Origin of the sequence: Hydrogenophaga sp. SL48 (assembly GCF_021729865.1) — a bacterium.
In the GTDB taxonomy this organism is placed as follows: domain Bacteria; phylum Pseudomonadota; class Gammaproteobacteria; order Burkholderiales; family Burkholderiaceae_C; genus Hydrogenophaga.
In genome coordinates this window covers 206,735-233,563 of record NZ_CP063400.1, presented here as the reverse complement: position 1 = coordinate 233,563, position 26,829 = coordinate 206,735, and the positions used below count along the sequence as shown (strand labels likewise).

Here is a 26,829-nt window from a genome sequence, read left to right as displayed (position 1 = left end):
ATGAAACCGACCTTCTCTCCCGCCGCGCTCGCACTGGCCATGGGCCTCGTGCTCGGCCCGCTGGCCGCGCCCCTGACGCAGGCCCAGCAGCGGCGCAACGCCGAGCCGGTGGTGCTCAATTTCGTGGGCGCGGAGATCGAAGCCGTGGCCCGCACCATGGCCACCATCACCGGGCGCAACGTGGTTGTCGATCCACGTGTCAAGGGCACCATGAACCTCGCGACCGACAAACCGGTGCCGCCCGCCGTCGCGCTCAACCAGTTCGGTGCCGCGCTGCGCCTGCAGGGCTTCACGCTGGTGGACACCGGCGGCATCTACAAGATCGTGCCCGAGGCCGACGCCAAGCTCCAGGGCAACCCGGTGAACGCCGGCCCGGTGAGCCAACTCGCGTCGTCCAACCAGATCGTGACCCAGATCTTCCGGCTCAACCACGAGTCGGCCAACAACCTGGTGCCGGTGCTGCGCCCCCTGATCGGGCCCAACAACACCATCAACGTCAACCCCGGCAACAACTCGCTGGTCATCACCGACTACGCCGACAACCTGCAGCGCATCGGCCGCATCATCACGGCGCTGGACGTCTCGGGCGCCACCGACGTCGAGATCATTCCGCTGCAACACGCCATCGCCGTCGATCTCGCGCCACTGGTGCTGCGCCTGATCGAACCGGCGGGCTCGAGCGCCGCCCCCGGCCAGGCCGGCGATCCGTCGTACAAGACCACGCTGGTGGCCGAGCCGCGCAGCAACAGCCTGATCCTGCGCGCGGCCAACCCGGCGCGGCTGGCCCTGGCACGTTCGCTCGTGGCCCAGCTGGACCGCCCCAGCGCCACCAACGCGGCGGGCAACATCCACGTCGTCTACCTGAAGAACGCCGACGCCACCGCGCTCGCCACCACGCTGCGCGCGGCCATGGCCGGCGAAGGCGGCGGTGGCGCGAGCGCCGGATCGTCGGGCAGCACCACGGTGCGCAGCGCCAGTGGGGCCGCCACCACCACGACCACGTCCAACCCCGCCACCGCGCCGGTGAGCGGCAGCGCCGCACCTTCGACCGGCGGCCAGATCCAGGCCGACCCGGCGACCAACGCCCTCATCATCACCGCGCCCGAGCCGCAGTACCGCCAGCTGCGCGCCGTGATCGACCAGCTCGACTCGCGTCGCGCGCAGGTGTACGTGGAAAGCCTGATCGCCGAGGTCAACGCCGACAAGGCGGCGGAGTTCGGCATCCAGTGGCAAGGCCCGCTGGGCAACCTCGGCGAGAACACGGTGGGCCTGCTGGGCACCAACTTTGGCACCGGCGGCAACAACATCCTGACCAACCTGCTGCCCATCGCGCAGGGCAGCGTGTCCGACATCACCGCGCCGGGCACCGGCCTCAACCTGGGCATGGCGTCGCGGCGCAACGGCGTGTACCTGCTGGGCTTCCTCGCGCGTTTCCTGCAGGAAAACGGCGACGGCAACATCCTCTCCACCCCCAACCTGCTGACGCTGGACAACGAAGAGGCCAAGATCGTGATCGGCCAGAACGTGCCCTTCGTCACCGGCCAGTTCACCAACACCGGCACCGGATCTTCGGCCAACGGCTCGGTCAATCCGTTCCAGACCATCGAACGCAAGGACGTGGGCCTGACCTTGCGCGTGAAGCCTCAGATCAGCGAGAACGGCACCATCAAGATGGTGATCTTCCAGGAGGTCAGCAGCGTGCAGGCCTCGTCGCTGAACTCGACCACCGGCCTGATCACCAACAAGCGCACCATCGAATCGACCGTGCTGGTGGACGACGGCGCTGTCGTCGTGCTCGGCGGCCTGCTGCAGGATGAGTACGCGGGCAACCAGTCCAAGGTCCCGGGCCTGGGCGACATTCCCTTGTTTGGCAACCTGTTCAAGAGCGAAAGCCGCAACCGCAAGAAAACCAACCTCATGGTGTTCCTGCGCCCGGTGGTGCTGCGCGACGCGCGCGCCACCAGCAACTTCTCGCTCGACCGCTACGAGCTGATGCGTTCGATACAGAAAGAGGCGCAGCCCGACCCCAGCGGCGCGCTGAGGGTCAACAACGGACCGGTGATGCCGCCGGAGCGCGCGCCCGAGATCCCGGCCCCAGGCGTTCAGGCCACGCCGCTGGCGCCCCTGGCACCGTCGCAATGACCCGACACCCATGAAGCACCCGCTGCCCTATGCCTTCGCGCGCGAGCACCTCTGGCTGCTGGAAGACGACGCCGGGCGCCTGACCCTGCACGGCAGCAGCACGGCCGCGGCCGACGAGGCCGCTCAGACCCGCCGCCTCTCGGCCCTGAGCGAAATCCTGCGCTGCCACGACGTGAGCGACATGCAGTGGGAACCCGGCGAGGTGCTGACCCAGCGCATCAGCGCGGCCTACGCACAGGGTGAATCGAGCGCCGCCGCCGTGGTCAGCGAGGTGCAGAGCGACGCCGACCTGAGCCGCATGATGCAGGACCTGCCGGCGATCGAAGACCTGCTGGAAACCGCCGACGACGCGCCCATCATCCGCATGCTCAACGCCCTGCTCACGCAGGCCGCGCGCGACGGCGCGAGCGACATCCACATCGAGCCGTACGAGCGGCATTCGAGCGTGCGCTTCCGGGTGGACGGCACGCTGCGCGAGGTGGTGCAACCCAACCGGGCCCTGCACGCCGCGCTGATCTCGCGCCTGAAGATCATGGCCGAGCTGGACATCTCCGAAAAACGCCTGCCGCAGGACGGCCGCATCAGCCTGCGCATCGGCACGCGCGCGGTCGATGTGCGCGTCTCCACCCTGCCCAGCGCCCACGGCGAACGCGCCGTGCTGCGCCTGCTGGACAAGAGCGAGAGCCGCCTGACGCTGGAGGCCGTCGGCATGCAGGGCGATGTGCTCGGGCGCTTCGAGAAGCTGGTGCACCAGCCGCACGGCATCATCCTCGTGACCGGCCCCACCGGCTCGGGCAAGACGACCACGCTCTACGCCGCGCTGCAGCGCCTGGACGCGAGCCAGCAGAACATCATGACGGTCGAAGACCCGATCGAGTACGAGCTGCCCGGCGTCGGCCAGACCCAGGTCAACGCCAAGATCGACCTCGACTTCGCCAAGGCTTTGCGCGCCATCCTGCGCCAGGACCCGGACGTGATCATGATCGGCGAGATCCGCGATTTTGAAACCGCGCAGATCGCGATCCAGGCCTCGCTCACCGGCCACCTGGTGCTCGCCACCCTGCACACCAACGACGCGCCCAGCGCCGTGACCCGCCTGACCGACATGGGCGTCGAGCCCTTCCTGCTCTCCAGCTCGCTGCTGGGCGTGCTCGCGCAGCGCCTGGTGCGCAAGCTCTGCCCCTTGTGCAAGCGCCAGGACAGCGAAGGCCGCTGGCAACCCGTGGGTTGCGCGCACTGCAACCAGACCGGCTACAAGGGCCGCACGGGCATCTACGAGTTGCTGGTCACCGACGACGCCATCCGCGCCCTGGTGCACAACCGCGCGGCCGAGAGCGAGCTGATCGCGGCCGCGACCGCGCAGGGCCTGCGCTCGATGCGCGCGGACGGGCAGCGGTTGATCGCCGAGGGCATCACCTCGGAAGCGGAAGTTCTGAGCGTGACGAGGGATTGATGCCCCCCCCGCATCGGCTTCGCCGCTACCCCCCAGGGGGCAGCACCAGTGGCCCGGCGAAGCCGGTTCCACGGTGCTCCCGGGTGGGGCCACTTCGCGCCTGAGACACCTCTATGCCCGCCTATTCCTTCGAAGCCATCGACGCCCAGGGCGCCACGCAAAAGGGCCTGATCGACGCCGACACGGCCAAGGCCGCGCGCGGGCTGCTGCGCGCGCGTGCGCTGGTGCCACTGTCGGTGGAGCCGGCGGTGAACGTCGGTGCCGACGGCAAGGGCAAGGGGCTGAACACCACGCTCTGGGGCGGCCGCGTGTTCAACGCCACCGGCCTCGCGGTCTGGACGCGCCAGATCGCCGGCCTGGTGGCGGCGGGCCTGCCGCTGGAGCGCGCGCTCTCGGCGCTGTCCGAAGAAGCGGAAAAAGACGAAGAACGCCGTCTCGTGGCCTCGCTGCGCGCCGAGGTCAACGCCGGCGCGCCGTTCGCACGCGCGCTCGGCCAGCACCCGCGCGAGTTCTCCGCCATCTACACCGGCGTGATCGCGGCCGGCGAGCAGAGCGGCCAGCTCGGCAGCGTGCTGGAGCGCCTGGCCGACGATCTGGAGACGCGCGAGGCGCTCAAGAGCAAGCTGATCGGCGCATCGCTCTACCCGGCCATCGTGACCCTGGTCGCCATCGTGATCGTGGTGTTCCTCGTGAGCTACGTGGTGCCGCAGGTCGCGGGCGTGTTCGCGGGCAGCAAGCGCGCCCTGCCCTTCCTCACCGTGGCCATGCTGGCCATCAGCGACTTCGTGCGCAGCTACGGCTGGTTGATGCTGGGCCTGCTGGTGCTCGGGGGCTTCGCGCTGGCGATGGCGCGCAAGCAGCCGGCGCTGCGCCAGCGCATGGACGCGGCCTGGCTGCGCCTGCCGCTGGTGGGGCGGCTGGCGCGCGGCTACAACGCGGCGCGTTTCGCCGCCACGCTGGCCATGCTGGCCTCGGCCGGCGTGCCCATCCTGCGCGCGCTGCAGACCGCCGCCGAAACCCTGAGCAACCAGGCCATGCGCGCCGACGCGCTGGACGCGCTGGTGCTCGTGCGCGAGGGCGCGCCGTTGGCCTCGGCGCTCGCGAGCAAGAAGCGTTTCCCGCCACTGGTCGCCATGTTCGCCCGGCTGGGCGAGCAGACCGGCCAGCTGCCCGTGATGCTGCAGCGCGCGGCCAACCAGCTCGGTGCCGAAGTGCAGCGCCGCGCCATGCACCTGGCCACCATCCTGGAGCCGCTGCTGATCGTGGTCATGGGCGCTGTGGTGATGCTGATCGTGCTGGCGGTGCTGATGCCGATCATCCAGCTGAACCAGCTGGTGAAGTGACCCCCCCGCGCCGCGCCTAAGGGCGCGTCACCCCCCAGGGGGCAACACGAGCGGCCCGGCAAAGCCGGTTCCGCCGCGTTCCCGGTGGGACGGACTCCCCTGCTCCCCTTCCGCTGCCTCGCAATTGGGCTACGCTTCGCGCTTCTCTTGTTTGTTCGCGGAGACTCTTCCCCATGCCTGTGACGCTTGATGGCCAGCTTGTTGTTGCGATTTCTTCGCGGGCGCTGTTCGACTTTGAAGAAGAGAACCGCCTGTTTGAAACCGGGGACGACCGCGCCTACATGAAGCTGCAGCTGGACAGGCTGGAGGTGCCGGCGATGCCGGGGGTGGCGTTTTCGCTGGTGAAAAAACTGCTGGCGTTCAACGACGCCACCACGCAGCGGGTGGAGGTCGTGATCCTCTCGCGCAACGACCCGGTCTCGGGCATGCGCGTGTTCCGCTCGGCGCAGCACTACGGCCTCCCGATCCAGCGCGGCAGCTTCACGCGCGGCCAGCCGCCCTGGCGTTACCTGCGCCCGCTGCGCGCCAACCTCTTCCTCTCGACCCACCTGGCCGACGTGCGCGCCGCGCTCGACGCGGGTGTGCCCGCCGCGCAGGTGTACCCGTTGTCGGTGCACGCGAGCGACGCGCACCCGAACGAGGTGCGCATCGCCTTCGACGGCGACGCGGTGCTGTTCTCCGACGAGGCCGAGCGCGTGTACCAGAGCGAAGGCCTCTCGGCGTTCCAGGCCCACGAAGCCAGCCACGCCGGCCAGCCCCTGGCCGGTGGGCCGTTCAAGCCGCTGCTCGAAGCGCTGCACCGCCTGCAGGCTGAGGGCACGAGCGCCATACACGTGCGCACCGCACTGGTCACCGCACGCAGCGCCCCGGCGCACGAGCGCGCCATCCGCACGCTGATGGACTGGAACATCGAGGTGGACGAGGCCATGTTCCTCGGCGGCCTGCCCAAGGGCGAGTTCCTGCGCGAGTTCGAGCCCGACTTCTTCTTCGACGACCAGACCGGGCACATCGAGTCGGCCTCGCTGCACGTGCCGGCCGGTCATGTGGCGAGCGGCATTTCCAACCGATAGCACGGCCCAAAAGGGCGGCGGCGAAGCCGTCGAACCCTATACTGAACCCGTTGTTACAGACCCCCAACGCAGGAGTGCGCAGCCCCATGGACACCCCCGACCGCATCGCACACAACCAGTACCAGCGCACCTACTTCGACACCGTGGTGCGGGCCCGGCTGGCCCTGGGCGCCACGACCTACGTCAACGCCCATGTGCAGCGCATGCTGTCGGCCCTGCCGGTGTTGCCCGGCCAACGGGTGCTGGAGGTGGGGGCCGGCCCGGGCAAGTTCACGTTGCTGATGGCCGGGCGGGGCTGGGACATCGTGGCCAACGACCTGTCGCCGGTGCTGCTGGAGCAGCTGGAGACCGCGTCCGACCACCAGATCGAAACGCTGTGCTGCGACATCGCGACCGTCGGCGACCACATCAGCGAGCCCTTCGACCACGCCATGGGCTTTTTCGTGCTGCACCACCTCATGGATTTCGACGCGGTGTTCGCCGGGCTGGCCAAGGTGCTGAAGCCGGGCGCCACCGTCGCGTTCTGCGAACCGGTCGCCTGGAACCCGCTGTACTACGCCCAGATCTTCTTCACCCCCGGCATGCGCTTTGCCGGTGAACCCTCGCTCACGTCCATGCGCCCCGGCAAGATCCTGCCGGCGCTGGAGCGGGCCGGCTTCACCCGGACCCGCGCACAGGGCTACGGCTACTTTCCACCGGTCCTGAAAAACCGCCCGCTGGGCGACCGCGTGGAGCGGTGGCTGGACCGGCAGGCCTGGGTGCCGTTCCCGAACGCCTTCCAGCTCTTCAGCGCCCAGCTGCCCGCGTGAACGCCGCCGCCGCGCCACCCTGCCCCCGCTGCCTTCAGCCGTGCAGCACCGGCGGCGGGCGGGTGGCCTGCCCCACCTGCGGGCTGCGACCGTCCCCGCTGCCGCGCCTGTGGCTGGCCGAAGACGACAGCGCGCCCGACGGCTTCGACACCGAAGCGGCGGACCGCCTGTCCGACCTCGTCACGCAGGACCATTTCTGGGTGCGCGAACGCAACCGCCTGGTGGAGCGCCTGCTGCAACGCCTGGCCCGGCGCCGGACATCGCCCTGGCAGCTCGCGCTGGAGCTGGGTTGTGGCGCGGGGCTCAGCCTGCCGCTGCTCGAAGCGCGGGCGACCGAGGTGACGGCGGTCGACGGCCACCGCCGCCTGCTTCAGCAGGCCCAGGCCGCCTCCAGCAAGGCGGTGCTCGTGCAGGGCGACGTGACCGACACCCGGCTCGGCCCCGGCCGCCACGACCTGCTGACCGCGTTCGACGTGATCGAACACGTGGACGGCGACGCCTTCCTCGCCGAAGCCCGCCGCCTGGCCCGGCCCGGTGCCGACCTGCTGCTGTCCGCGCCCGCCTTTCCCTCGCTGTGGAGCGAGATGGACGTGCGGGCCGGTCACCGCTGCCGCTACCGCTGGCGCCAGATGCAACTGGAGCTGGCGCGCAACGGCTGGCGCACCGTGGGCCACACCCACTTCCAGTGCCTGCTGTTCCCGCTGGTGTACGCCAGCCGCCACTGGCCGGGGCGCTCGGCGCAACAGACCGAGCGCCGGCCCTCGCCCACGCTGGACCGCTGGCTGGGCGCGGTCAACCGCTTCGAGGTGGACCGGCTGGGCGGGCTGTCCCTGCCGTTCGGGTCGTCGCTCTTCGTCTGGGCCCGGGCGGAGGCACCGCGGTGAGCGCCGTCCACGCCGATATGGAGCTGATGCTCTTCGAGACCAACGCCCCGAGCGCCAAGGCCGTGATGGCCTCCGGTGTGCGGCGGTTCATCGTCGACTGGGAGCACGTGGGCAAGGTCGAGCGGCAGAACGGTTTCGACACCGAGGTCGCGCCGCAGGGAACGGCCGAGCTGGCCGAGGTGGCGCGCCTGCCCGGGGCCACGGCGTGGTGCCGCATCAACCGCGACCGGCCCGAGATGCCCGACGAGGTGGACACCGCGCTGGCCGCGGGGGCTCAGGGACTCTTTCTGCCCATGGTCACCGCACCGCACGAGGTGGAGCGTTTCCTGCGCGCGGTGAACGGGCGTTGCCCGGTGGGCATCCTGGTCGAAACCGTCAAAGCGCTTGCCTGCGTGGACAGCCTGGCCGAGCTGCCGCTGGACCGCGTGTACTTCGGCCTCAACGACTTCTCCATCAGCCGGGGCGGCGGTTCGATCTTTCGCGCCGTGCTCGACGGCTCGGTCGAGCGCGCCCGCGAGGCCTTCGGCGGCACGACCTTCGGGTTTGGCGGCGTGACCGCGATCGACGGTGGCACGCCGGTGCCCTGCGCGCGGCTGGTCGAAGAAATGGCCCGGCTGGACTGCCAGTTTTCCTTCATGCGCCGCTCGTTCCGGCGCGACGTGCAGCGCGTGGGCGCGGCGCGGCTGGTCGACGACGTTCAGGCGTTCTGGCAGCAGTGCCACCAGCGCAGCGCCGCCGAGGTGGCCCGCGACCGCCGTGCGCTGGAGCAGCTGCTGCGCGAGGTGTGTGGCGGTGATGGACGCTGAACCGCTGCACGCGCTGGCGTCGCGCTTCCGGGGCCGGCGGCTGCTGGTCACCGGCGGGGCCGGGGCCATTGGCGCCAACCTGATCCGGGCCCTGCTCACGGCCGGTGGCCGGGTCGACGCCACCGTCCGCCCGGGCGGCCAGGCCTGGCGGCTGGCCGGGCTGGGCGAGGCGCTCACCCGGCACGACGTCGACGTGGGCAACGCCGACGCGCTGGAGCAGGTGTTCGCCCGGGTGCGGCCCGAGTTCGTGTTCCACCTCGCCGTGCCGCGTGGCCACGACGCGGCGGCGCGCGACGAGATGCTGCGCGTGAACGTGCTGGGCGCCCAGGCCTTGCTGGGCTGCGTGCGCCGCCACGCGGTGGAACGGCTGGTGGTGGCCGGCAGTTCGCTGGAATACGCGCCGTCCGACACGGCCCTGAAGGAAACCGCCCCCATCGCCCCGCTGACCTGGCACGGCGCCACCAAGGCCGCCGCGGCCGTGCTGTACCGGCAGGCGGCGGCCGAAGGCGGCGCGCCCGTGTCGGTGCTGCGCCTCTTCCATGTCTACGGCCCCTGGGAGTCGGCCCACCGGCTGGCGCCCACCGCCATCCGCGCGGCGCTCTCGGGCGACACCATGCCCATGACCGCCGGCGGCATCCGCCGCGACTGGGTCCACGTGCACGACGTCTGCGAAGCGCTGTTGCTGGCCGCGGACAAGGCGGCGCCCGGCGACGTGTTCAACATCGGCAGCGGCGTCGAGACCAGCAACGAGGCCCTGGTCGCGTGCGTCGAGTCGGTGCTGGGCCGCAGCGTCCGGCGGTCGGCCGGCGAACTCCCGCCCCGCGCCACCGACGCCGAGCACCGTTTCGCCGACCGCTCGCTGGCGCAAGCCCGGCTCGGCTGGGTGCCCCGGTACAGCCTGGCGGACGGCTTGCGCCAGACCGCCGCGTGGCACGCGCGGCACCCCAGCGCCTGGTCGGACCCGGACGACCAGCGCCCCGAGGCGGTGTGATGCAGTACCCGACCCCGGCCACGCCACCGGCGCCCGACTGCGATGTGGTCGTGGTGGTGCCGGTCTACCGCAACGCGCCCACCCTGCCCGAGCTGGCCCAGCGCGTCGCGCAGGCCCTGGGGCCGACCGGCTGGCGCCACCGGTTGCTGTTCGTGGTCGATGCCAGCCCCGACGATGCGTGGCCGGTGGTGCAGGCACTGGCCCGGCAAGACCCGCGCATCGCGGGGCTCCTGCTCGCCAGCAACCAGGGACAGCACCGCGCCCTGCTCGCGGGCATGGCGCAGGTCCATGCGCGGTGGGTCGCGGTCATGGACGCCGACCTGCAGGACCCACCCGAGTTGCTGCCCGAGCTGATCGCGGCCTGCCAGCGCACGGGCCACACGGCGTTCGCGCGGCGCCAGGGCGTGTACCAGGGCCTCGGGCGGATGTTGACCTCGCGCCTGTTCAAGACCGTGCTGGGCTGGCTGCTGCGCATGCCGGCGGACGTGGGCACCTACCTGGTGATGCCCCAGGCGGTCCGGGAGCGCATGGTCCGCGCCGGCCTCGAACACCCCCAGGTCGTGGTGATGGCGCGGGCGTTTTCGCCGGGCTGGTGTGGCGTGCCCGTCAGGCGCCAGCCTCGCCCGGTCGGCACCTCGGCCTATTCGGCCATGGGGCGCATGAAGGCCGCGTTGCGCAGCCTGCGCTGTGCCTGGGCCTGCCGGCGCGCCCTGGCCCACGACAAGCTGCCAACGCCACTCACCGACGCGCCCGTGGCGGACCGGGTCAACCTCGCGCCATGACCAGCTCAGGCCTTATTCGGTCGCCGGTGGTTCGCACCACCTTCGCCGTGGTGGCCACGCTGGCCATCTGCACCGCCGTGCTGGCCTGGCTGTACCGGCCGCTGACCGACTGGCTGGCCCTGCCCCTGACCTACACCGCCGACGGCCTGTGGAGCCTGTTCGTCATCAAGACGGTGTTGCAGACGGGCTGGTACGCCAGCCACCCGCAACTGGGGGCGCCGTTCGGGGCCAACTTCCTGGACTTCGCCAAACCCGAGGTGCTGCACCTGGCCTTCTACCGGTTCGCCGGCCTCTTCACACAGAACATCGCGTTGGTCCACAACCTGTTCTTCGGCCTGGGCTTCCACTTCGTGGCGCTGAGCGCGCTGGCCGTGTTGCGACGGGGCTTCGGCCTGTCGTGGCCCCTGGCCGTGGCGGGCGCGCTGCTGTTCACCTGCCTGCCGTTCCACTTCATCCGGCTCGAACACCTGTTCCTCGCCAGCTACTACGCGGTGCCCATCGCCGCCTGGCTGGTGCTGCGGGTGTCGGGCGAGCGCCCGCCGTTCCACGAAGCGGGGCGCCTGGGCGCCGGGCGCTGGACGGTCTGGCTCGCCTGCGCCGTGCTGGCCTCCACCAGCATCTACTACGCCTTCTTCGGGCTGTGCCTCGTCTTCGCGGCGGGTCTGCTCGAAAGCCTGCGCCGCCGCGCCTGGAAACCCCTGGTCAGTGGTGCTCTGGTCTGCGCGCTGGTGGGCAGCCTGGTGCTGATCAACCTCGCCCCGTCGCTGTGGCACCGGCACACCGAGGGTCGCAACACCGAGGTCGCGGCCAGGTCGATGCACGAGGTCGAGGTGTATGCGCTGCGCCCGCTGCAGCTGGTCCTGCCCTCGAACCAGCACCGCTCGCCCACCCTGGCGGGCTGGACCCGCGCCTACGAAGCCGGCGCCACGTTCGTCAACGAAAACCAGACCTCGACGCTGGGCCTGCTGGGCAGCGCCGGGTTGTTGTGCCTGCTGCTGGCCCTGCTGTCGGGGCACCGGAGCCTGCACACCCCGCCGTCGTTCGGCGTGGCCGCCCGCGCCAGCGCGGTGGCCCTGCTGCTGGCCATCGCCGGCGGCGGCGGCGCCCTGATCGCGCTCGTGGTCGAGCCGCAGTTCCGCGCGCTCAACCGGATCAGCGTGGTGATCGCCTTTTTCTCGATCGCGGCGCTGCTGCTGCTGGTGCAGCGAGGGGTGCAGACGGTGCCCGCGAGGGTTCGGCCCGGCGCGCTGGTGAGCGTGGCCACGCTGCTGCTGCTGATCGGCCTGTGGGACCAGGTGCCCGCCCATCCGCGGCCCTCATCGGAGCGGATCGGCGCGCAGCACGCCAGCGACCGCGCCTTCGTCCAGCGCATCGAACAGGCGCTGCCGCCCGGATCGGGCGTCCTGCAGCTGCCTTATGTGCCGTTTCCGGAAGCGCCCCCCTTGCACAAGGAAGGCAGCTATTCACAGCTGCGCGGCTTTCTGCACAGCCAGCGCCTGCGCTGGAGCCACGGCGGCGCGCGTGGGCGCGAAGGCGACCTCTGGCACCGCACGCTGGCGCAACAACCCACGGCCGAGCTGCTGCAGCTGGCGGCGGCCAGCGGTTTCAACGGCCTCTGGCTGGACCGGCGCGCGACGCCCGACCACGGCGCGGGGCAGGAGCGCGAATGGCGCGCCCACGGGCTTCACCTGACGCTGGCGAGCGACGACGGCTCGCTGGCCTTCTACGCGCTGCAGGCCACGGGCGCGCCGACCACGCCCCCGCCGCGCCTGCCCCCCCTGCTGGGCAAGGGTTTTCACGGCTGGGAACACGGGGACGGGACGCGCTGGGCCTGGACGGGCGGCGACGCACAGCTGACCCTGAGCCAGACCGCCACGCTGCCACAGCGGGTGCGCGTGGCGCTGGGCCTGCGGACGCTGGTGCCGCGCGGCGTTCGGGTGGTCATCGACGGCACGACCGTGGCCAGCGCGCGGCTGGTGCCCGGAGGCCCTCAGGCACTGGTGTTCGAGCACTTGCTCACCGCCCCCAGGACCACCGTGCAGCTGCTGACCGACACCCCCGCCCAGCCGGCCGGCGACGGGGACCCACGGCCCCTGGCCCTGGCGCTGATGTCGTTTGACATGACGGACCTCGAGCGCGCCGGCCAGCCTTGAGGCGCCGGGTCGTTGAACTCCGCGCCCAGCCGCGGCTCCACCTTCACGCCCTTCGGCCGGCACACCGCCACCGCCCAAGCGCAGACCGACTAGCATCCACCCCTGCTCAACACCCGTCTTCACCCGGAGAACCGCATGTCCGAACCCGGCAAATGGGCCCAGTTCCGCCGCTTCACACGCAAGGTGGTGGCACTCGCCCTGCCCTACTTCAACTCCGAAGAAAAGTGGAAGGCGCGCGGCCTGCTCGCGGCCATCATCGCGCTCAACCTGGCCGGCGTGTACATGTTGGTCCTGCTCAACGAGTGGAACCGCGTGTTCTACGACGCGCTGCAGAACAAGGACCAGGTCACGTTCTGGCGCGAGCTCGGGCGCTTCACCTACCTCGCCTTCGGCTTCATCATCATCGCGGTCTACCGCTTCTACCTGCGGCAGTTGCTGGAGATGCGCTGGCGCGCCTGGATGACGGCGCACTACCTCGACCGCTGGCTCGGCAACCAGGCCTTCTACCACCTCGAACTCACCCGCTTCGCCCAGGGCGCCGACACGCCGCCCGACAACCCCGACCAGCGCATCGCCGAAGACCTGAACCTCTTCACCAGCGCCACGCTGGGCCTCTCGATGGGCCTGCTCAACGCGGTGGTCACGCTGGTGAGCTTCGTGGGCATTCTCTGGACGCTCTCGGGCAGCTTCGCCTTTGACTTCAACGGCGGCTCGCACACCATCCCCGGCTTCATGGTCTGGATGGCCGTGCTCTATTGCGTCGTGGGCAGCGTGCTCGCGCACTACATCGGGCGCCCGCAGATCCGGCTCAACTTCCAGCAACAACGCGTGGAGGCCGACTTCCGCAACCACCTGATGCGCGTGCGCGAATACAGCGAATCGATCGCGCTCGACCGCGGCGAACCGGTGGAGCGCCAGCAGCTCGGCCAGCGCTTCGGCGCCGTGCTCGGCAACTACCTGCAGCTCATCAAGGCACAGAAGCGGCTGATCTGGTTCACCAACGGTTTCGGCCAGGCCGCCGTGGTGTTCCCCTTCATCGTCGCCGCCCCCCGCTTCTTCAGCGGCGCCATCCAGCTCGGCGAGCTGATGCAGATTTCATCGGCCTTCGGCCGGGTGCAGGACTCGCTGTCGTGGTTCGTCGACAACTACGACAGCCTGGCCGCCTGGCGCGCCACCACCGACCGCCTGACCGGCTTCGAAGAAAGCTTCCGGTCGCTGCAGGCCGCCGAGACGCTGGCCACCACCGGCCGCACCGACACGCTGCAGATTGACCGCCTCGATCTCGCCCTGCCCGGCGGTGTCGCGCTGATGTCGGCGCAGGGCCTGGCCGTGAAGCCCGGCGACACCCTGCTGGTCAAAGGCCCCTCGGGCAGCGGCAAGTCCACCCTGTTCCGCGCGCTCGCCGGCATCTGGCCCTGGGCCCGGGGCGAGGTGCAGCGCCCGGCCGATTTCGACCAGCGCGTGATGTTCCTGCCACAACGCCCCTACTTCCCGGTCGGCACGCTGCGCCAGGCGCTGGCCTACCCCGAAGCCGCCGACCGCTACAGCGACACCGAGCTGCAGCAGGCGCTGCGCGACGCGCTGCTGCCCGACCTGACCGGGCGCCTGGACGACCAAGACACCTGGGGCCAGAAGCTCTCGGGCGGCGAACAGCAACGCCTGGCCATCGCCCGCGCCCTGCTCAAGCAACCGCGCTGGCTGTTCGCCGACGAGGCCACCAGCGCGCTCGACGAAACCGCCGAACGCACGGTCTACGAGCGGCTGCAGGCGCTGGTGCAATCCCAGAACGGCGCGCTGATCTCGATCGCGCACCGCCCGACGGTGGCGTCGTTCCACCAGACCCAATGGACGCTGCAACCCGGCGAGGGTGGCGGCGCCCGCCACCGGCTGATGGCGGGTTGAGCGCGACGGGCGCGGCGGCCGGGTGAACCAGCCTCGCGGGCCACGCACGGCCCGCGAGGGGGCTGTTTGGCCTGGAATTTAAGGGTTTCTACTGAGGTTTCGCACGCCGTTCGGGCGGCCGTGTCACGATGCCGGCCGCCCTCTCTTTCTTGTTTCCCCGTGCACAGCCCCTCCGCCACCGACCTCTCGTCCACCCCCGCCCTGCCCGAACCCGTCGCCCACACCGGCCGCGCCATGTGGGCGCTGGGCATCGGCGCCTTTGCCATCGGCACGGGCGAATTCGTCATCATGGGCCTGCTGCCCGAGGTGGCGACCGACATTGGCGTCACCATCCCGCAGGCCGGCCACGTGATCAGCGCCTACGCGCTGGGTGTGGTGATCGGTGCGCCGGTGCTGGCCGTGGCGGCGGCCACCTGGGGGCGCCGCGCGCTGCTGGTGGCGCTGATGCTGGCCTTTGCGCTCGGCAACTTCGCCAGCGCCGCCGCGCCGGGCTACGCCTCGCTCAACGCGCTGCGTTTCGTGGCCGGCATGCCGCACGGCACCTATTTCGGCGTGGCCGCGCTGGTGGCCGCCGCGCTGGCCGCGCCGGGCCAGCGCGCGCGCGCCATCGGCCTGGTGATGAGCGGCCTCACGCTCGCCACGCTGCTCGGCGTGCCGCTCGCGGCCTGGCTGGGCCAGCACTTCGGCTGGCGCGCGGCCTTCGTGCTGGTGGGCGCCATCGCCCTGCTGGCGGCCGGCCTGATCCAGCGCACCCTGCCCGCCCTGCCCGCGCCCGCCGGCGCCAGCCCGCTGCGCGAGCTGGGCGCGTTGCGCAACAAGCAGGTCTGGCTCACGCTGGGCATCGGCGCCATCGGCTTCGGTGGCCTGTTCTCGGTGTTCAGCTACGTGAAGCCGACCATGATCGAGGTGGCCGGGCTGCCGCTGGCCGGCGTGCCGGTGGTGCTGGCCCTGTTCGGCCTGGGCATGGTGGTGGGCAACGTGCTGGGCTCGCGCCTGGCCGACCGCGCCCTCATGCCCACCGTGGGCGGCATGCTGGTGTGGTCCATCGTGGTGCTGCTGGCCTATGTGTTCACGGCCCAAAGCGTGGTGCTGGGCTCCATCAACATCTTCCTGATCGGCACCACCGTGGCTATCGGCCCGGCGCTGCAGCTGCGGCTGATGGACGTGGCCGGCGAAGCGCAGGTGCTCGCCGCCGCGCTCAACCACTCGGCCTTCAACACCGCCAACGCGCTGGGCGCATGGCTTGGCGGCCTGGCCATCGCGGCCGGCCTGGGCTGGACGGCCACCGGCTGGGTGGGCGCGCTGCTGGCGCTGGCCGGGCTGGGCGTGTTTGCCTGGGCGCTGGCCGACGCGCGCGAGCACCCGGCGGCGGGGCGCAAGGGGCCGGTGCGGATCACGCCGTAGGGCCCGCGGCGGGCCCTGTCGCGCCCGTTCCGGGGGTTGACCGAGATCAACGCCTGGTCACACCTGGGGTGAATTGCCGCTTGTGGATCGGGCCCCCGCGCCGTACGCTGGGGGCCACCGTCGCGGAGGTCCACCATGGTCAAACACGGGCCCACAGCCCCACCCACACAGCCGGCTCGCCACGTGGCGCTGGAGCAGTACCGGGCGCGGGCCCACCAGTACGACAGCGAACTGGAGCCCTTTGAGCCCCTGCGCCTCGAAGCCATTGAGCGCCTGCGTCTGCAGCCCGGCGAGACGGTGCTGGACGTGGGCTGCGGCACCGGCCTGAGCTTCGCGCCGCTGATGGCGCGGCTGGGCCCCGGCGGCCGCATCGTGGGCATCGAGCAGTGCCCCGAAATGATGGCCAAGGCCCGCGAGCGTGTCGCCGCAGCGGCCTGGCAACACGTTGCGCTGGAGCAGGCGCCCGCGGAAGACGCCCGCTGGCGGGGCCAGGCCGATGCCGCCCTGTTTCACTTCACCCACGACATCCTGCGCCGGCCGGCCGCACTCGACAACGTGCTGTCGCACCTCAAACCCGGCGCCCGCGTGGTGGCCACCGGGCTGCAATGGGCGGCGCCGTGGGCCTGGCCGGTCAACCTCTTTGTCATGGGTGCGGCCCTGTATTCCGTCAGCTCGCTCGACGGCCTGGCCCAGCCCTGGAGCGAACTCGCGGCCCGCCTTCAGGGGTTTGAAGCGCACCCCACCTGGATGGGCAGCATCTTCATCGCCACCGGCACCTGGCCGGGGCCGCCCGGCGCGCACTGAACACCCTCAACCGTTCACGGCTTCACCGGCCGCACCAGCATGGCGGGCGGCACCGCTTCGACCTGCCGCTCCACGGCCCCGTCGCTCCACGGGCCCAGGGGCAGCAGCCTGACCTGCACCCTGCCCTGGATCGACGGCACCTTGCGCTCGGCGATCGCCAGATCGAGCTCGCGGCGATCCCGCACCTCGGGCAGCGCCCCGGCGATCACCGACATGCCGAACAGGTTGCGACCGGTGGTGTGGTTCAGGTTCAGGTTGCCGATGTAGACCACCTCGCCCGCCTTGACCTCGAAGCGCAGCGGCGCGGGCGCGTTGCGCGGAGCAATGCGCACCGACTCACCCGCAGATTGCCACGAGTCCACCGAATGCACGCCAGGTTCAACGTCCAGCACATAGACACGGCCTCGCTCTTCCTCAAAGTCGCTGCCCTTCGGAATCCCCATGACCTGTTCCACCGAACGCAACACACGCGTCTCCATCGTCTTGGCTTGCTGGTCGACGACGAACACCGCACTGGCCCGGCGACCCGTTTCCGCATCGTGCGTCACGGACACGACCACCACACCCCGGTCTTTGATCGATTCGGCCGTGGCCTCCTTCGCCACCTGGGGACCGGCGCAGCCCAGCAGCAGCGCCGAAGACAGACAGGCCACCAGGGGCCAGCGACAACGTGAAAGTGACAGCTTCATGTGACAGTTCTAGAAAAATGCCGTGATCCGCACGGCGACGGTTTTCATTGACCCACACACCGGCGATTCAGGGAAGCTCCGCCGGCGTGTGGCAGGCCACACAGAGCTTGTTGCCCTCGGTGTCGCGAAAGTAGGCGCCGTAGTAATGGGCATGGTATTCGGGGCGCAGCCCGGGCGGCCCTTCGCAGCGGCCGCCGTGCGCCAGCGCCACCGCGTGGGCCTCATCGACCATGGCACGGCTGCTGGCGAGCAAAGCGGTCATCTGCCCGTTGCCCGGCGCGTGGGGCTGGCCGTCGAACGGCGTGCCGATCAGCAGCAGCGGGCGCGGCCCGGGCGAACACTGCCAGCCCGCCCACGGCCGCTCGGGCTCACAGAAACGCTCCTGCACACCCAGCACCGGCATCAGCGCGCGGTAGAAGGCCAGCGCGCGGGGGAAATCGGCCACGCCGATGAAGAGGTGAGAAAACATGGTCAGCCCCTGTCAGTTGCGCCAGAAATAAGGCACCACGGCGATCGCAGCGCCCAACAGCAGCGTCATGAGGCCGCCGGTCACAAGGTACGGAAAGACGATCAGCGCCACCCCGCACAGGAACGGCGGCAGTGCGTGCTGCTTGCGCCCGTACACCACATAACCCGCGCCCAGCGCGCCGAAGAACACAGAGAGCATCAGCGAGGAAACGTCGGCGTTGGGGTTCATGGTGTTTCCGTGCTGCTTCAGCCCCGCGCCCGGAATTCCTGCAGCGTCACCGCCAGCAGCCGCAGGCCGAACGCGCCCACCAGCCCGGCCGCGCCCCGGTTGAGCGCCACGCGCCAGCGCTGGTAGACCGACTGGATGCGCCCCTGCGAAAAGGCCAGCGCGAGGAACACGTGCCAGACCACCGCGTTGAACCAGACCAGCAGCACCGCCGCGAGCAGCACCCACACGCTCGGTGACGGCGGCAACGCGGTCGCGAACACGCTGCCGAAAAACAGCGCGGTCTTGGGGTTGAACACGTTGGTGATGAAGCCCATGCGGAACGCCGCCCGGCGGCTGGTCGTGACCGGTTTCACCTCGGCATTCGCGTCCACCGGGGGCGAGCGCCAGAGCTTGAACGCCACATAACAGAGGTAGGCGCCGCCAGCGACCTGGAACGCCTGGCGCAGCGCCGGGTGGGCGGCGAAGACCGCGCCCATGCCCAGGATCGCCAGCGTCGCCCAGGTCAGCGTGACCGTGGTGATGCCGGCCACGGCAGCGAGCGAGACGCTGCGCGCGCTGCCCGCGGCCAGCTGCGCGATCAGCACGAAGTTGACGCCCGGGGTCACGAGAACGACCCAGTGCAGGACAGCGATGGTGAGGAAGGTGGTCAGCATGGTGGGTGCATTGTCCGTCGTCGGGCCCGATGGCCGCCTTCGCGACTCAGGAAGCACCTCCCTCAGCGCAAGTGCGCGCCGCCCGAGGGGGAGAAGCCCACTTGCTCGGCGCTGGCGGTGCCGCTCCTGCGCCCCGGGTAAGCCAGCCGGGACACCACCGCGTTGAGCTCCTGCACGATGCCCGAGGCCTCGATGACGGTGCCGTCGTCCAGCCGCATGGCGTCTGCCGTGTGCGCGTCGCGGACCAGGGTCAGGTCGTAACCACGCTCCAGCGCGGCGTAGGCGGTCGCGCGGATGCACCAGTTGCTCACCGCCCCCGCCAGCACGATGTGCGACACGCCCCGCGCTGCCAGCTCTGCCTCCAGCGTGGTCTGCTCGAACGAGGAGTTGTGGTGCTTGTAGACGCGCACATCCTGGGCCTGCGGCACCAGCGCCGGCACCCATTGCCATTCAGCGCTGCCCTTGGGCAGATCTTCGTCGTCGTGCTGCACCCAGACCACGGGCACGCCCGCGGCCCGCGCACGCTGCACGGCGTGGGCGATGCGGCCGACCACCCGGTCAATTTCCCAGGCGCTGGCGACGACGCCCACCTGCACGTCGACGACGAGCAGTGCGGATTGATTGCCGGGTCGGATGGTGGCCATGGGTGACTCCTCGATGTGGAAAGGCTGTGTTCAGCCCAGCATGTGAAAGCGGAAAACACCATGTTCGACGGGCACCGTGGCGCGGGCCAGCGGCGCGGCCAGCGGCATGCCACGCTCGCTGTTGGTCAACAGCACGAACCCGTTGCCGGACACCACCGAGACCATGGCAAAGGCGCGGAACCCCGGGTTGTTGCCCCACTGCCAGAGGTAAGGGCCGCCTTCTGCTGTTTCGATGCCCCAGCCCTGGCCCCAGGCCAGACCCAGCGCGAGGTCCACGGGCATGGGACGGGCGAGCGCCAACGACAGCAGCGGCGCGTCGGCCAGCCACGCGGCCATGAACTTCGCGTAGTCCTCGGCGGTGGTGTACAGCGAAGCCGCGGCGTTGGGCTCGGTGATGTCAAAGCGGACGCGCCCGCCCCGCGACGAGCTGCCGTCCACCACCCGCTCGCGGATGTCGTCCGTCAGACGCAGCCGCGTGGACCGCATGCCGAGCGGTTCAAACACGGCCCTGGACATGAACGATTCGATGTCCTGCCCGGCCACCGCGCTGATCACGGCCTGCAGCAGCACATACCCTTCGCCCGAGTATTGCCAGCGCGTGCCCGGCTCGAACCCGGGCGACAGCGCGCCCCGCGTCCAGTTGGGCAGACCGGCGCTGTGGTTGAGCAAGGTCCCCACCGGGATGCGCGCCAGGGTGCTCGCGGGCACCCGATCGATGGGGTTGTCGGCCGGTCCGTTGAACGGCTTCTGGCGGTGGGCATAGCCCTCAGGCAGGTAGCGCGAGACCGGGGCTCGCAGATCCAGCCGCCCCTCGCGCACCAGCTTCAGGGCTGCGAAAGCGATCACGGGTTTGGTGAGCGACGCCGCCTGGAACACGGGATCGGACGGCCAGGGACTGGCCGACGCGCAGCCCGACACCCACACCGGAGCGCCGGCCCGGCCGGCGTGCAGGGAGACATGGCTCGCCGCGCACACGCCGAGCCGGGTAGCGAGCGCAAGGAGCGGCTCGCCGCTGTAGCGCGCCAGGTCGGTCGCGCAGGCGGTGAGAAAGGGGGCACAGGCGCCCGCAAGCAGAAGTTCACGGCGGGACAGGGGCGCCACGGGCATCACGGACGTTGTCTCCCGATACACGACGGCCAAACACCCTTCTCCGCCGCGTGAACGAGATCAGCGACCGAAATGGCCATGCGACCTGACTTCTGCTCTGGGGTGCCATTTCGCAGCCGCAGCAACAGCCAGTGGAGCGGCGCCCATGGCCAGAAGAATCCTTCAGATCCGAAATGTTTGCTCGGCTCGAAAGCAGACATATCCACGTTGAACCTTTCGCCGAAAGAGGCCAGAAGCTCGTCCCCATCATCACCATTGATTCCAAGATCGCCGAGAAGGGTGGTTCTGCCGTCAATCTGCGCGGCCGAAGCGCCGGTGAACGCTGCGACGAACTGTCGAATTTCCTCAAATGAGTTTGCGGGCATGCTGCTGACGACTCAAAGCGAAGAGAACCGGACCACAACCCTCAGCGGCGAAGCCGCTCTATGTTGCTGTTCAAGACGAAAGGCACACCCCCTGGGGGCAGCGACTGAGCGCCTAGGCTGCAGATTCCTTGTCCTTGACCGCAGGTTTCGAATTCAGAATGGCGTCCCGGAACGCCGGTTCCGCAACCAGTCCTTTGAGGCTATCGACATAGGCATTCAAGATCAGGCTCGAAACACCTCCGGGCACGCTGCCATCGGCCTCAAAGCGGCCCACGACTTTGGATGTGTAAATGACGTGGCCGGTCGAGGTATCGAAAACCTCCCAGGTGATGTCCAGGGTTGCGTGACCTTTGATGATGTCGGCCAGCCCTCCGCGATAGCTGGGGTCGGTGGCGTGCAGATGCCATGCGTCGGCGACGACTTTTGAAATGCTGCCCCCCAGGACCAGATCCGGCACAGCCGATGGCTCGAACACCGATGAAGACTTCTTCTGGAGCTGGTACCCGAGCGGTGCCAGGACGCCATCGAACACGCGCACCATGTCACCACGGGTGACCAGGGCAGCGTCCGGCGGCAAGCGCGGGAGACTGGCCGACCTGCCAAACCAGCTGTAACGAACACCCACGCTGGACTCGTCCGGGTTGATCCGTGTCACGACAGGGCCAAGGCCCAGCGTCCTGCTTTTCAACCCCGTTGGAACCGACAACGGTGCGGCGGCGCTGGTCTTGATCTCCGGGGGGCTGACACACCCACCCAGCAAAGCAGCCGTGAACAAAATCAGTGTCAGTTTGAAGATTGTGCAAATTCTCATGGGCGGAGGGTCTGAGTACGTGATCGAAGCGCATCGCGGTCGTGCAAAACGCGTGCTGTAGCAGGGTGTCAACGGGATGCTCTCACACACCCCGGTACCGCTCCCACCCCCGAGCCCGCAACTCACACGCCGGGCAACGCCCACACCCATAACCCCACTCCTGCCGGTGCTCACGATCGCCGAGGTAGCAGGTGTGGGTGTGTTCCACGATCAGGTCCACGAAGGCTTTTCCGCCGCCGGCCACACCAGCGGATTCGCCCAGTGCTTCGGCCATGCGCCAGGTTTCGGCCTTGTCGATCCACATGAGCGGGGTGTCTATCAGGAAGCGGTGGTCCATGCCGAGGCTGAGAGCGACCTGCAGGGCTTTCATGGTGTCGTCGCGGCAGTCGGGGTAGCCGCTGTAGTCGGTCTCGCAGACGCCGGTGACGATGACCTGGATGTCGCGGCGGTAGGCGAGCGCGGCGGCCAGCGTGAGGAAGAGCAGGTTGCGGCCGGGCACGAAGGTGTTGGGCAGGCCGCTGGCTTCCATCTTGAAGGCCATGTCGCGGGTGAGCGAGGTCTCGCTGACCTTGCCGAGCACGGCGAGGTCGAGCAGGTGGTCTTCGCCCAGGCGCTCGCCCCAGGCGGGGAACTGCTCGCGCAGCTTCTGCAGCACGACGGTGCGCGCCTGAAGCTCGACGCTGTGGCGCTGGCCGTAGTCGAAGCCCAGCGTCTCGACGCGCGGGTAACGCGCGAGGGCGTGGGCGAGGCAGGTGGTGGAGTCTTGCCCGCCTGAAAACAGGACAAGGGCGCTGGTGTGGTGGGGTTGGGCGGTGACCATGACCCGATGGTAGCGGTGCAACTGGGGGGCAGCGACCCGCGCAGCGGCGGAGCCCCGGCGCGGCACCCGGGTGCCGTGACGCTTGGGGGCTCAACCCTGGCTGGGCTGCTTGGCCGGGACCAGCCCGTGGTCGCGGCTGGTCGAGAGCATGCGCAGCAGCGCGCGGTTGGCCTGCTCCAGGCTCATCTCGTGTTGTTCGCAGATGCCGGGCAGCAGGTGCAGGTGTTCCACGTCGCCCTGGGCGCGCGCGATGTCGAGCAGCGGGAAATAGGGGCCGCTGTGGCGGACCAGCGCGTCCGCGACTCGGCCGGACAGCGGCAGGCGGCCGAGCAGCGCGGCGAGCGGCTGGTGCAGCAGGCGGTCGAGCTGGGCGAAGAGCGCTGTGGTGTAGACCTCGGCGCGCAGGGCTTCTTCGGAGCCGGATTCGAGCAGGTGCTGCGCGAGGCGCGAGCGCATCACCTGCGCGTAGCGCACGGGGTGCAACGCGCTGTCGCTGTCGCTGCCGGCGAGCTGCTGGCCAAGCCAGCTGTCGAGCGCTGAGAAGCCGAGCATCATCAGCGCGTGGCGCAGCGAGCCCACTTCGTGGCGGCCGCCGAAGGCCGCCGAGTTGAGGTACGAGAGCAGGCGGTAGCACAGCACCGGGTCCTGCCGCACGAAGCGCTCCAGCTGGTCGAGCGAGCTGTCGTTGTCGATGGCCTGGCGGATCATGGCGATCACCACGGCGTCGCAGCCCATGGGCCGCGCGCGCCAGGCGTGCAACACGTCGTCGTCGGGCCAGCCGAGCAGCCCCCAGGCGCCGGCTTCATCGAGGCAATGGTCGGCGAGGCTGCGGCTGCAGACGTTCTGGTACAGGTGGCCGGGCAGGATGGGCGTGCGCGCGGACGGCACGGGCTGGCCTTCGGTGGGGCGCGCCTGGAGCGCTTCGAACGCCTCTTCGGCGTCGAGGCTGAGCAGGCTGCGCGCGTCCAGTGGCGCGATGACTTCGCCGCGCAGGTCGGACAGCGCGGCGTGGCGCAGCAGCTGGTGGCCCCGGCGCGTGGCCACCGACAGCAGGGCCAGGCTCTCGGGCTGGTTGAACAGGCTCGCTGGCACTTCGAGCCAGGTGTTGGGCACGGGCTTGCAGCCGAGCGCCTGGTGCAGCAGCTCGGGCGAGCGCAGCGTGAGGATGAGCACCGGCGCGGCCACCGGCCAGTCGTCGCCCAGGAGCTGCATCAGGTGCGCGGCATCGACGGCGCCGGGGTGGACCGGGCTCACGCTGAGGCGCACCGCGGCGAGCAGGCGCCGCCGGTTCCAGACCGGCTGGTAGGCCATGGCGACGCTGTCGAGAACGGTGTGGCTCATCCCGGGGGCCTGGTGTCAGCTCACATACTGGAACAGCGACAGGCGCTGCACCTGCGCGTACGACTTGAGCGCGGCTTCCATGCCGATCTGCTGGCTCTGGAACTGCGAGATGCCCTTGACCATGTCGAGGTCTTCGAGCCGGGACTGTTCGGTGGCGTGGTCGACCTCGCGGTCGCCGAGCAAGCCCTCGATCGAGTCGGCGCGGTTGAGCCACTCGCCGGCCTGCGCGCGGGCGAGCAGCACGCGGTCGTGTCCGGCGTCGATCTCGGCCAGCGCGCGGCCGAGGTCGTGGGTGCGCTGGGTGCCTTCGCCCGTGCCCAGGCGCAGCGCGTCCATGGCGTCCTGCATCACCTTGAACAGGTCGGTGGGTGCGCTGGACGAGGTGAGGTCGAGGCGATCGCCGGCGACCGGTTCGCCCACGACCTTGAAGGACATGCCGTCGAACGCGATCTGCGCGCCGGCGCTGTAGGCCACGCCGGTCTGCCCGGCCACGGGCGTGCCGGTGGTCACGTCGGTCACGCTGTATTGCATGGACCCGGCGGTGCCGCTGAAGTCGATGCGGTAGTCGTGGCCGGTGAGCGCCGAGAGGTTGGTGACCTGGCCGGTGTCGCTGCGCATGCTGCCGGTGTTGCTGGCGGGCAGGTCGAGCGCGAAGGTGCCGTTGCCGGCGGGGATGCGCATCCAGATGGCATCGCCGTCCATGGCCTGCGGCAGCTGGTTGTCGCCAGCGGCCTGCTGGCCGCGCCGGCCCTCGAAGCGCACCTCGGCGCTGCCGCCGCCGAAGGTCTGCACAAACGGTGTGGCGGAACCGCCGAGCCCGCCAAAGAGGCTGCGCCCGGTGCCGTCCTGGCGGTTGGTCAGCGAGAACAGCTGGTCACGCAGACCCGAGATCTGCTGGGCGATCGACTCACGCTCAATCGGTCCGTAGGTGGGGTTGCCTCCCGAGAGGATCAGATCGCGCACCTTCTGGATCAGCTCGCCCGATTCGCCCAGCGCGCTCTCGGCCTGCTGGATGCTGGTGCGCGACGAGTCGAGCGCGCGCTGGTCGGACTGCACGCGCGCAAGGCGGTTCTGCACCGCTTCCGACATGGTGGCCGCCACCGGGTCGTCGCTGGCGCGGGCCACGCGTTTGCCGCTGGAAATGCGTTCCTGCTGCGCGACCAGCTCCGCCTGGCGCTGGGTGAGCTGGGCGATGGTGGTGTCGTAGGCGTGGGCGGTGGCGACTCTCATGGCGGGGCTCCTGTCCTTCAGCGCATGGTCTGCAACAGGGTGTCGAAGATGCCCTGGGCGACCTGCATGTATTTGGCGGAGGCCTGGTAGGCCTGTTGGTATTGCAGCAGGCGCGCGGCCTCTTCGTCGAGGTTCACGCCCGACACGGCCGCGCGCGCGGACTCGTTGCTGGCGGCCACCTGGCCGGAGTAGCTGGCGGCAAACTGCGCACCCTGCACCCGCGTGCCCATGTCGGACAGCACCGAGCTGTAGCCGTTGGAGAGCGACGCGCCGTCGAAGGTGGCGAGGTCGCGCAGCGCGAGCATGCCGACGGCGTTGCCCGCGTTCTGCGAGTTGTTGGTGGCCGTCGCGGGCGTGATGCTGAAGGTGTCGCCCGCGGCGGGACCGCCACGCAGCGTGAGGCTCCAGCCGTTGAACTGCAGGGGCTGGCCGGGTGTGTAGTTGTAGCTCGCGGGCGGGCCCACGTTGTCGGGCGGCGGGTTGCCCGGGCCCAGGCCCGTGGCGGTGAAGCTGCCGTCGGCGAGGAAGGTCAGGGTCACCGGGTCACCGAGGTTGGCCGAGGGCTCCGAGGCGTAGAGGCCGCCGATGGTCAGCCCGCCCGTGTTGGCGCTGCCGGGCGTGACCATCACCGGGCTGGCGGCGGCCAGGCGGTCGGCCGCGCTCACGGCCATCTGCATGTTCTTTGCCGCATCGGCGAAGGGCTTCACCAGGAAGCTGTCGCCGCTGGCGGCGGCACCGCTGTCGAGCTGGAAACTCAGGCCGTCCAGCTCGGCGGGCAGGCCGGCGAAGGAGCTGATCTGGCCGTCGGAGAGGCGCACGATGTCCACGCCGGTGCCGGTGAAATTCACCTGGTAGTCCGAGGGCTTCAGGGCCGTGGGGTCACTGACCTCGGCGTGCAGGGCGCCGGTGCCGGTGTTGGTGGCCATGGGCAGGCCGGCCGCGTCGGCCGCGGGCACGAAGAAGCTGTTGCCGGTGCCGCCGCGCAGGTCCACGCCCAGCTGGTGCTGGGTGTTCATCGTCGAGTTCAGCGCCAGCGCCATGCGGCCGAGCTGGTTCGTGACCTCTTTCAGGTCTTCACCGATGAACCGCATGACACCCCCCAGCTCGCCCCCCAGGGCGCTGTCGGACAGTGGCATCGAGGCGTTGCCTTGCTGGAAGTGGATGCGCGGCTGCGTGGGGTCGGTGCTGTCGGGCACCACGGCCAGGCGGGCGGCGTTGCGCCCCAGCACCAGCGGCTGGCTGCCCGCGACAAACACGCTCACGCTGCCGTCGTCGGCGCCCACGGTGCTCACCTGCACCAGCTTGCTGAGTTCGCCGATCAGGCTGTCGCGCTGGTCCAGCAGGTCGTTGGGCTCACCCGCGCTGCCCTGGTTCTCGATGATCTTCTGGTTGATGAGACCGATCTCGCCGGCCAGCCGGTTGATCGTGTCCACGGTGTCACCCACCTGCTGGCGGGCGCCGCGCGCCAGCAGGTCCATCTGGCCGGCCGTGTCGCGCAGGCGCGAGGCGATCTCTTCGCCGCGGCCAAGCACCACCGAGCGCGCGGCCAGGTTGGTGGGCGAGGAAGCGATGTCGGACCACGCATTGAGCAGGTCGTTCATCGCTGCGCCCAGGCCGGTCTCGCCGGTGGGAAACAGGTTCTCCAGCTGTTGCAGGCGCGCCAGGCGCTCGCCGTCGGCGGACGCCACCGAGCTGGAGAGCTGGGCCTCTCGGGTGAGGTAGGCGTCGTGCGCGCGGGCCACCGTGCCGACCTCCACGCCCCGGCCGTAGTAGTTGCCGCCCAGCATCTGGTAACCCGAGCTGCGCATCTCCACCGTCTGCCGCGAATAGCCGGCGGTGTTGACGTTGGCGATGTTGTGCCCGATGACCTGCAGCGCCGACAGGTTGGCGTTGAGGGCCTGGGAGCCGATGTTGAGGGCGCTCGACATG

At 70.1% G+C, this 26,829-nt stretch carries 25 protein-coding genes; 13 read left to right on the top strand and 12 right to left on the bottom strand.

The window, feature by feature from the left end; translation table 11 throughout:
- From gspD to IM738_RS01010, 13 genes are all read left to right on the top strand, one after another.
- A complete protein-coding gene (gene gspD / locus IM738_RS01070; protein ID WP_442908478.1) occupies nucleotides 1-2,142 on the top strand; it encodes a type II secretion system secretin GspD in 2,142 nt (713 codons plus the stop codon).
- A 10-nt stretch (nucleotides 2,143-2,152) separates the two neighbouring features.
- Nucleotides 2,153-3,595 (top strand): type II secretion system ATPase GspE, encoded by a 1,443-nt coding sequence (gspE, locus tag IM738_RS01065; RefSeq protein WP_236964064.1) that lies wholly within the window; start codon nucleotides 2,153-2,155, stop codon nucleotides 3,593-3,595.
- 113 nt (nucleotides 3,596-3,708) lie between these two features.
- Nucleotides 3,709-4,938: a type II secretion system inner membrane protein GspF gene (gene gspF / locus IM738_RS01060; protein WP_236964063.1), complete on the top strand. Its 1,230-nt coding sequence runs from the start codon at nucleotides 3,709-3,711 to the stop codon at nucleotides 4,936-4,938.
- Between the two features lie 173 nt (nucleotides 4,939-5,111).
- On the top strand, nucleotides 5,112-6,008 hold the full coding sequence (locus IM738_RS01055; protein WP_236964062.1) for a 5'-nucleotidase: 897 nt from the start codon (nucleotides 5,112-5,114) through the stop codon (nucleotides 6,006-6,008).
- 86 nt (nucleotides 6,009-6,094) lie between these two features.
- Nucleotides 6,095-6,817, top strand: coding sequence for a class I SAM-dependent methyltransferase (locus IM738_RS01050; protein ID WP_236964061.1), 723 nt, complete (start codon nucleotides 6,095-6,097; stop codon nucleotides 6,815-6,817).
- A complete protein-coding gene (locus IM738_RS01045) occupies nucleotides 6,814-7,701 on the top strand; it encodes a class I SAM-dependent methyltransferase (protein ID WP_236964060.1) in 888 nt (295 codons plus the stop codon). The genes IM738_RS01050 and IM738_RS01045 overlap by 4 nt, the downstream gene beginning before the upstream one ends.
- The gene (locus IM738_RS01040) at nucleotides 7,698-8,507 is read left to right on the top strand and encodes a hypothetical protein (RefSeq protein WP_236964059.1); all 810 of its coding nucleotides are present in this window, start codon (nucleotides 7,698-7,700) and stop codon (nucleotides 8,505-8,507) included. Before IM738_RS01045 ends, IM738_RS01040 begins: the two co-directional genes overlap by 4 nt.
- Nucleotides 8,497-9,498 carry an NAD-dependent epimerase/dehydratase family protein gene (locus tag IM738_RS01035; protein WP_236964058.1) on the top strand — a complete coding sequence of 334 codons (1,002 nt, stop codon included), beginning with the start codon at nucleotides 8,497-8,499 and terminating at the stop codon, nucleotides 9,496-9,498. The genes IM738_RS01040 and IM738_RS01035 overlap by 11 nt, the downstream gene beginning before the upstream one ends.
- A complete protein-coding gene (locus tag IM738_RS01030; protein ID WP_236964057.1) occupies nucleotides 9,498-10,280 on the top strand; it encodes a glycosyltransferase in 783 nt (260 codons plus the stop codon). Before IM738_RS01035 ends, IM738_RS01030 begins: the two co-directional genes overlap by 1 nt.
- Nucleotides 10,277-12,433 (top strand): hypothetical protein, encoded by a 2,157-nt coding sequence (locus IM738_RS01025; RefSeq protein ID WP_236964056.1) that lies wholly within the window; start codon nucleotides 10,277-10,279, stop codon nucleotides 12,431-12,433. Before IM738_RS01030 ends, IM738_RS01025 begins: the two co-directional genes overlap by 4 nt.
- 135 nt (nucleotides 12,434-12,568) lie before the next feature.
- On the top strand, nucleotides 12,569-14,335 hold the full coding sequence (locus IM738_RS01020) for an ABC transporter ATP-binding protein/permease (protein WP_236964055.1): 1,767 nt from the start codon (nucleotides 12,569-12,571) through the stop codon (nucleotides 14,333-14,335).
- A 234-nt stretch (nucleotides 14,336-14,569) separates the two neighbouring features.
- Nucleotides 14,570-15,739, top strand: coding sequence for an MFS transporter (locus IM738_RS01015; protein ID WP_442908536.1), 1,170 nt, complete (start codon nucleotides 14,570-14,572; stop codon nucleotides 15,737-15,739).
- Nucleotides 15,740-15,874: 135 nt separating this feature from the next.
- Complete coding sequence (locus IM738_RS01010; RefSeq protein WP_236964054.1) at nucleotides 15,875-16,543, top strand: class I SAM-dependent methyltransferase; 669 nt, start codon at nucleotides 15,875-15,877, stop codon at nucleotides 16,541-16,543.
- A gap of 14 nt (nucleotides 16,544-16,557) precedes the next feature.
- On the opposite strand, the gene IM738_RS01005 is transcribed toward IM738_RS01010, so the two are convergent.
- The 12 genes from IM738_RS01005 to flgK all read right to left on the bottom strand — a co-directional run bounded on the left by IM738_RS01005 (nucleotide 16,558) and on the right by flgK (nucleotide 26,828).
- Nucleotides 16,558-17,232: a hypothetical protein gene (locus tag IM738_RS01005; RefSeq protein WP_236964053.1), complete on the bottom strand. Its 675-nt coding sequence runs from the start codon at nucleotides 17,230-17,232 to the stop codon at nucleotides 16,558-16,560.
- Nucleotides 17,233-17,299: 67 nt separating this feature from the next.
- Nucleotides 17,300-17,701 carry a VOC family protein gene (locus IM738_RS01000; protein ID WP_236964052.1) on the bottom strand — a complete coding sequence of 134 codons (402 nt, stop codon included), beginning with the start codon at nucleotides 17,699-17,701 and terminating at the stop codon, nucleotides 17,300-17,302.
- 12 nt (nucleotides 17,702-17,713) lie between these two features.
- The gene (locus IM738_RS00995; protein ID WP_236964051.1) at nucleotides 17,714-17,929 is read right to left on the bottom strand and encodes a hypothetical protein; all 216 of its coding nucleotides are present in this window, start codon (nucleotides 17,927-17,929) and stop codon (nucleotides 17,714-17,716) included.
- Between the two features lie 17 nt (nucleotides 17,930-17,946).
- Nucleotides 17,947-18,582: a LysE family translocator gene (locus tag IM738_RS00990; RefSeq protein ID WP_236964050.1), complete on the bottom strand. Its 636-nt coding sequence runs from the start codon at nucleotides 18,580-18,582 to the stop codon at nucleotides 17,947-17,949.
- A gap of 62 nt (nucleotides 18,583-18,644) precedes the next feature.
- Nucleotides 18,645-19,226, bottom strand: coding sequence for an isochorismatase family protein (locus IM738_RS00985; RefSeq protein ID WP_236964049.1), 582 nt, complete (start codon nucleotides 19,224-19,226; stop codon nucleotides 18,645-18,647).
- Between the two features lie 30 nt (nucleotides 19,227-19,256).
- Nucleotides 19,257-20,333: a serine hydrolase domain-containing protein gene (locus IM738_RS00980; RefSeq protein WP_236964047.1), complete on the bottom strand. Its 1,077-nt coding sequence runs from the start codon at nucleotides 20,331-20,333 to the stop codon at nucleotides 19,257-19,259.
- Nucleotides 20,333-20,698, bottom strand: coding sequence for a DUF1493 family protein (locus IM738_RS00975; protein WP_236964046.1), 366 nt, complete (start codon nucleotides 20,696-20,698; stop codon nucleotides 20,333-20,335). Before IM738_RS00975 ends, IM738_RS00980 begins: the two co-directional genes overlap by 1 nt.
- A gap of 112 nt (nucleotides 20,699-20,810) precedes the next feature.
- Nucleotides 20,811-21,509, bottom strand: coding sequence for a hypothetical protein (locus IM738_RS00970; RefSeq protein ID WP_236964045.1), 699 nt, complete (start codon nucleotides 21,507-21,509; stop codon nucleotides 20,811-20,813).
- A gap of 82 nt (nucleotides 21,510-21,591) precedes the next feature.
- Nucleotides 21,592-22,329, bottom strand: coding sequence for a 7-cyano-7-deazaguanine synthase QueC (gene queC, locus IM738_RS00965; RefSeq protein WP_236964043.1), 738 nt, complete (start codon nucleotides 22,327-22,329; stop codon nucleotides 21,592-21,594).
- A 90-nt stretch (nucleotides 22,330-22,419) separates the two neighbouring features.
- Nucleotides 22,420-23,670, bottom strand: a complete 1,251-nt coding sequence (locus IM738_RS00960; protein WP_236964041.1) for an HDOD domain-containing protein — start codon at nucleotides 23,668-23,670, stop codon at nucleotides 22,420-22,422.
- A gap of 15 nt (nucleotides 23,671-23,685) precedes the next feature.
- Nucleotides 23,686-24,900: a flagellar hook-associated protein FlgL gene (gene flgL, locus IM738_RS00955; RefSeq protein ID WP_236964040.1), complete on the bottom strand. Its 1,215-nt coding sequence runs from the start codon at nucleotides 24,898-24,900 to the stop codon at nucleotides 23,686-23,688.
- A gap of 17 nt (nucleotides 24,901-24,917) precedes the next feature.
- A complete protein-coding gene (flgK, locus tag IM738_RS00950) occupies nucleotides 24,918-26,828 on the bottom strand; it encodes a flagellar hook-associated protein FlgK (RefSeq protein WP_236964038.1) in 1,911 nt (636 codons plus the stop codon).
- Nucleotide 26,829 lies beyond the last annotated feature (1 nt).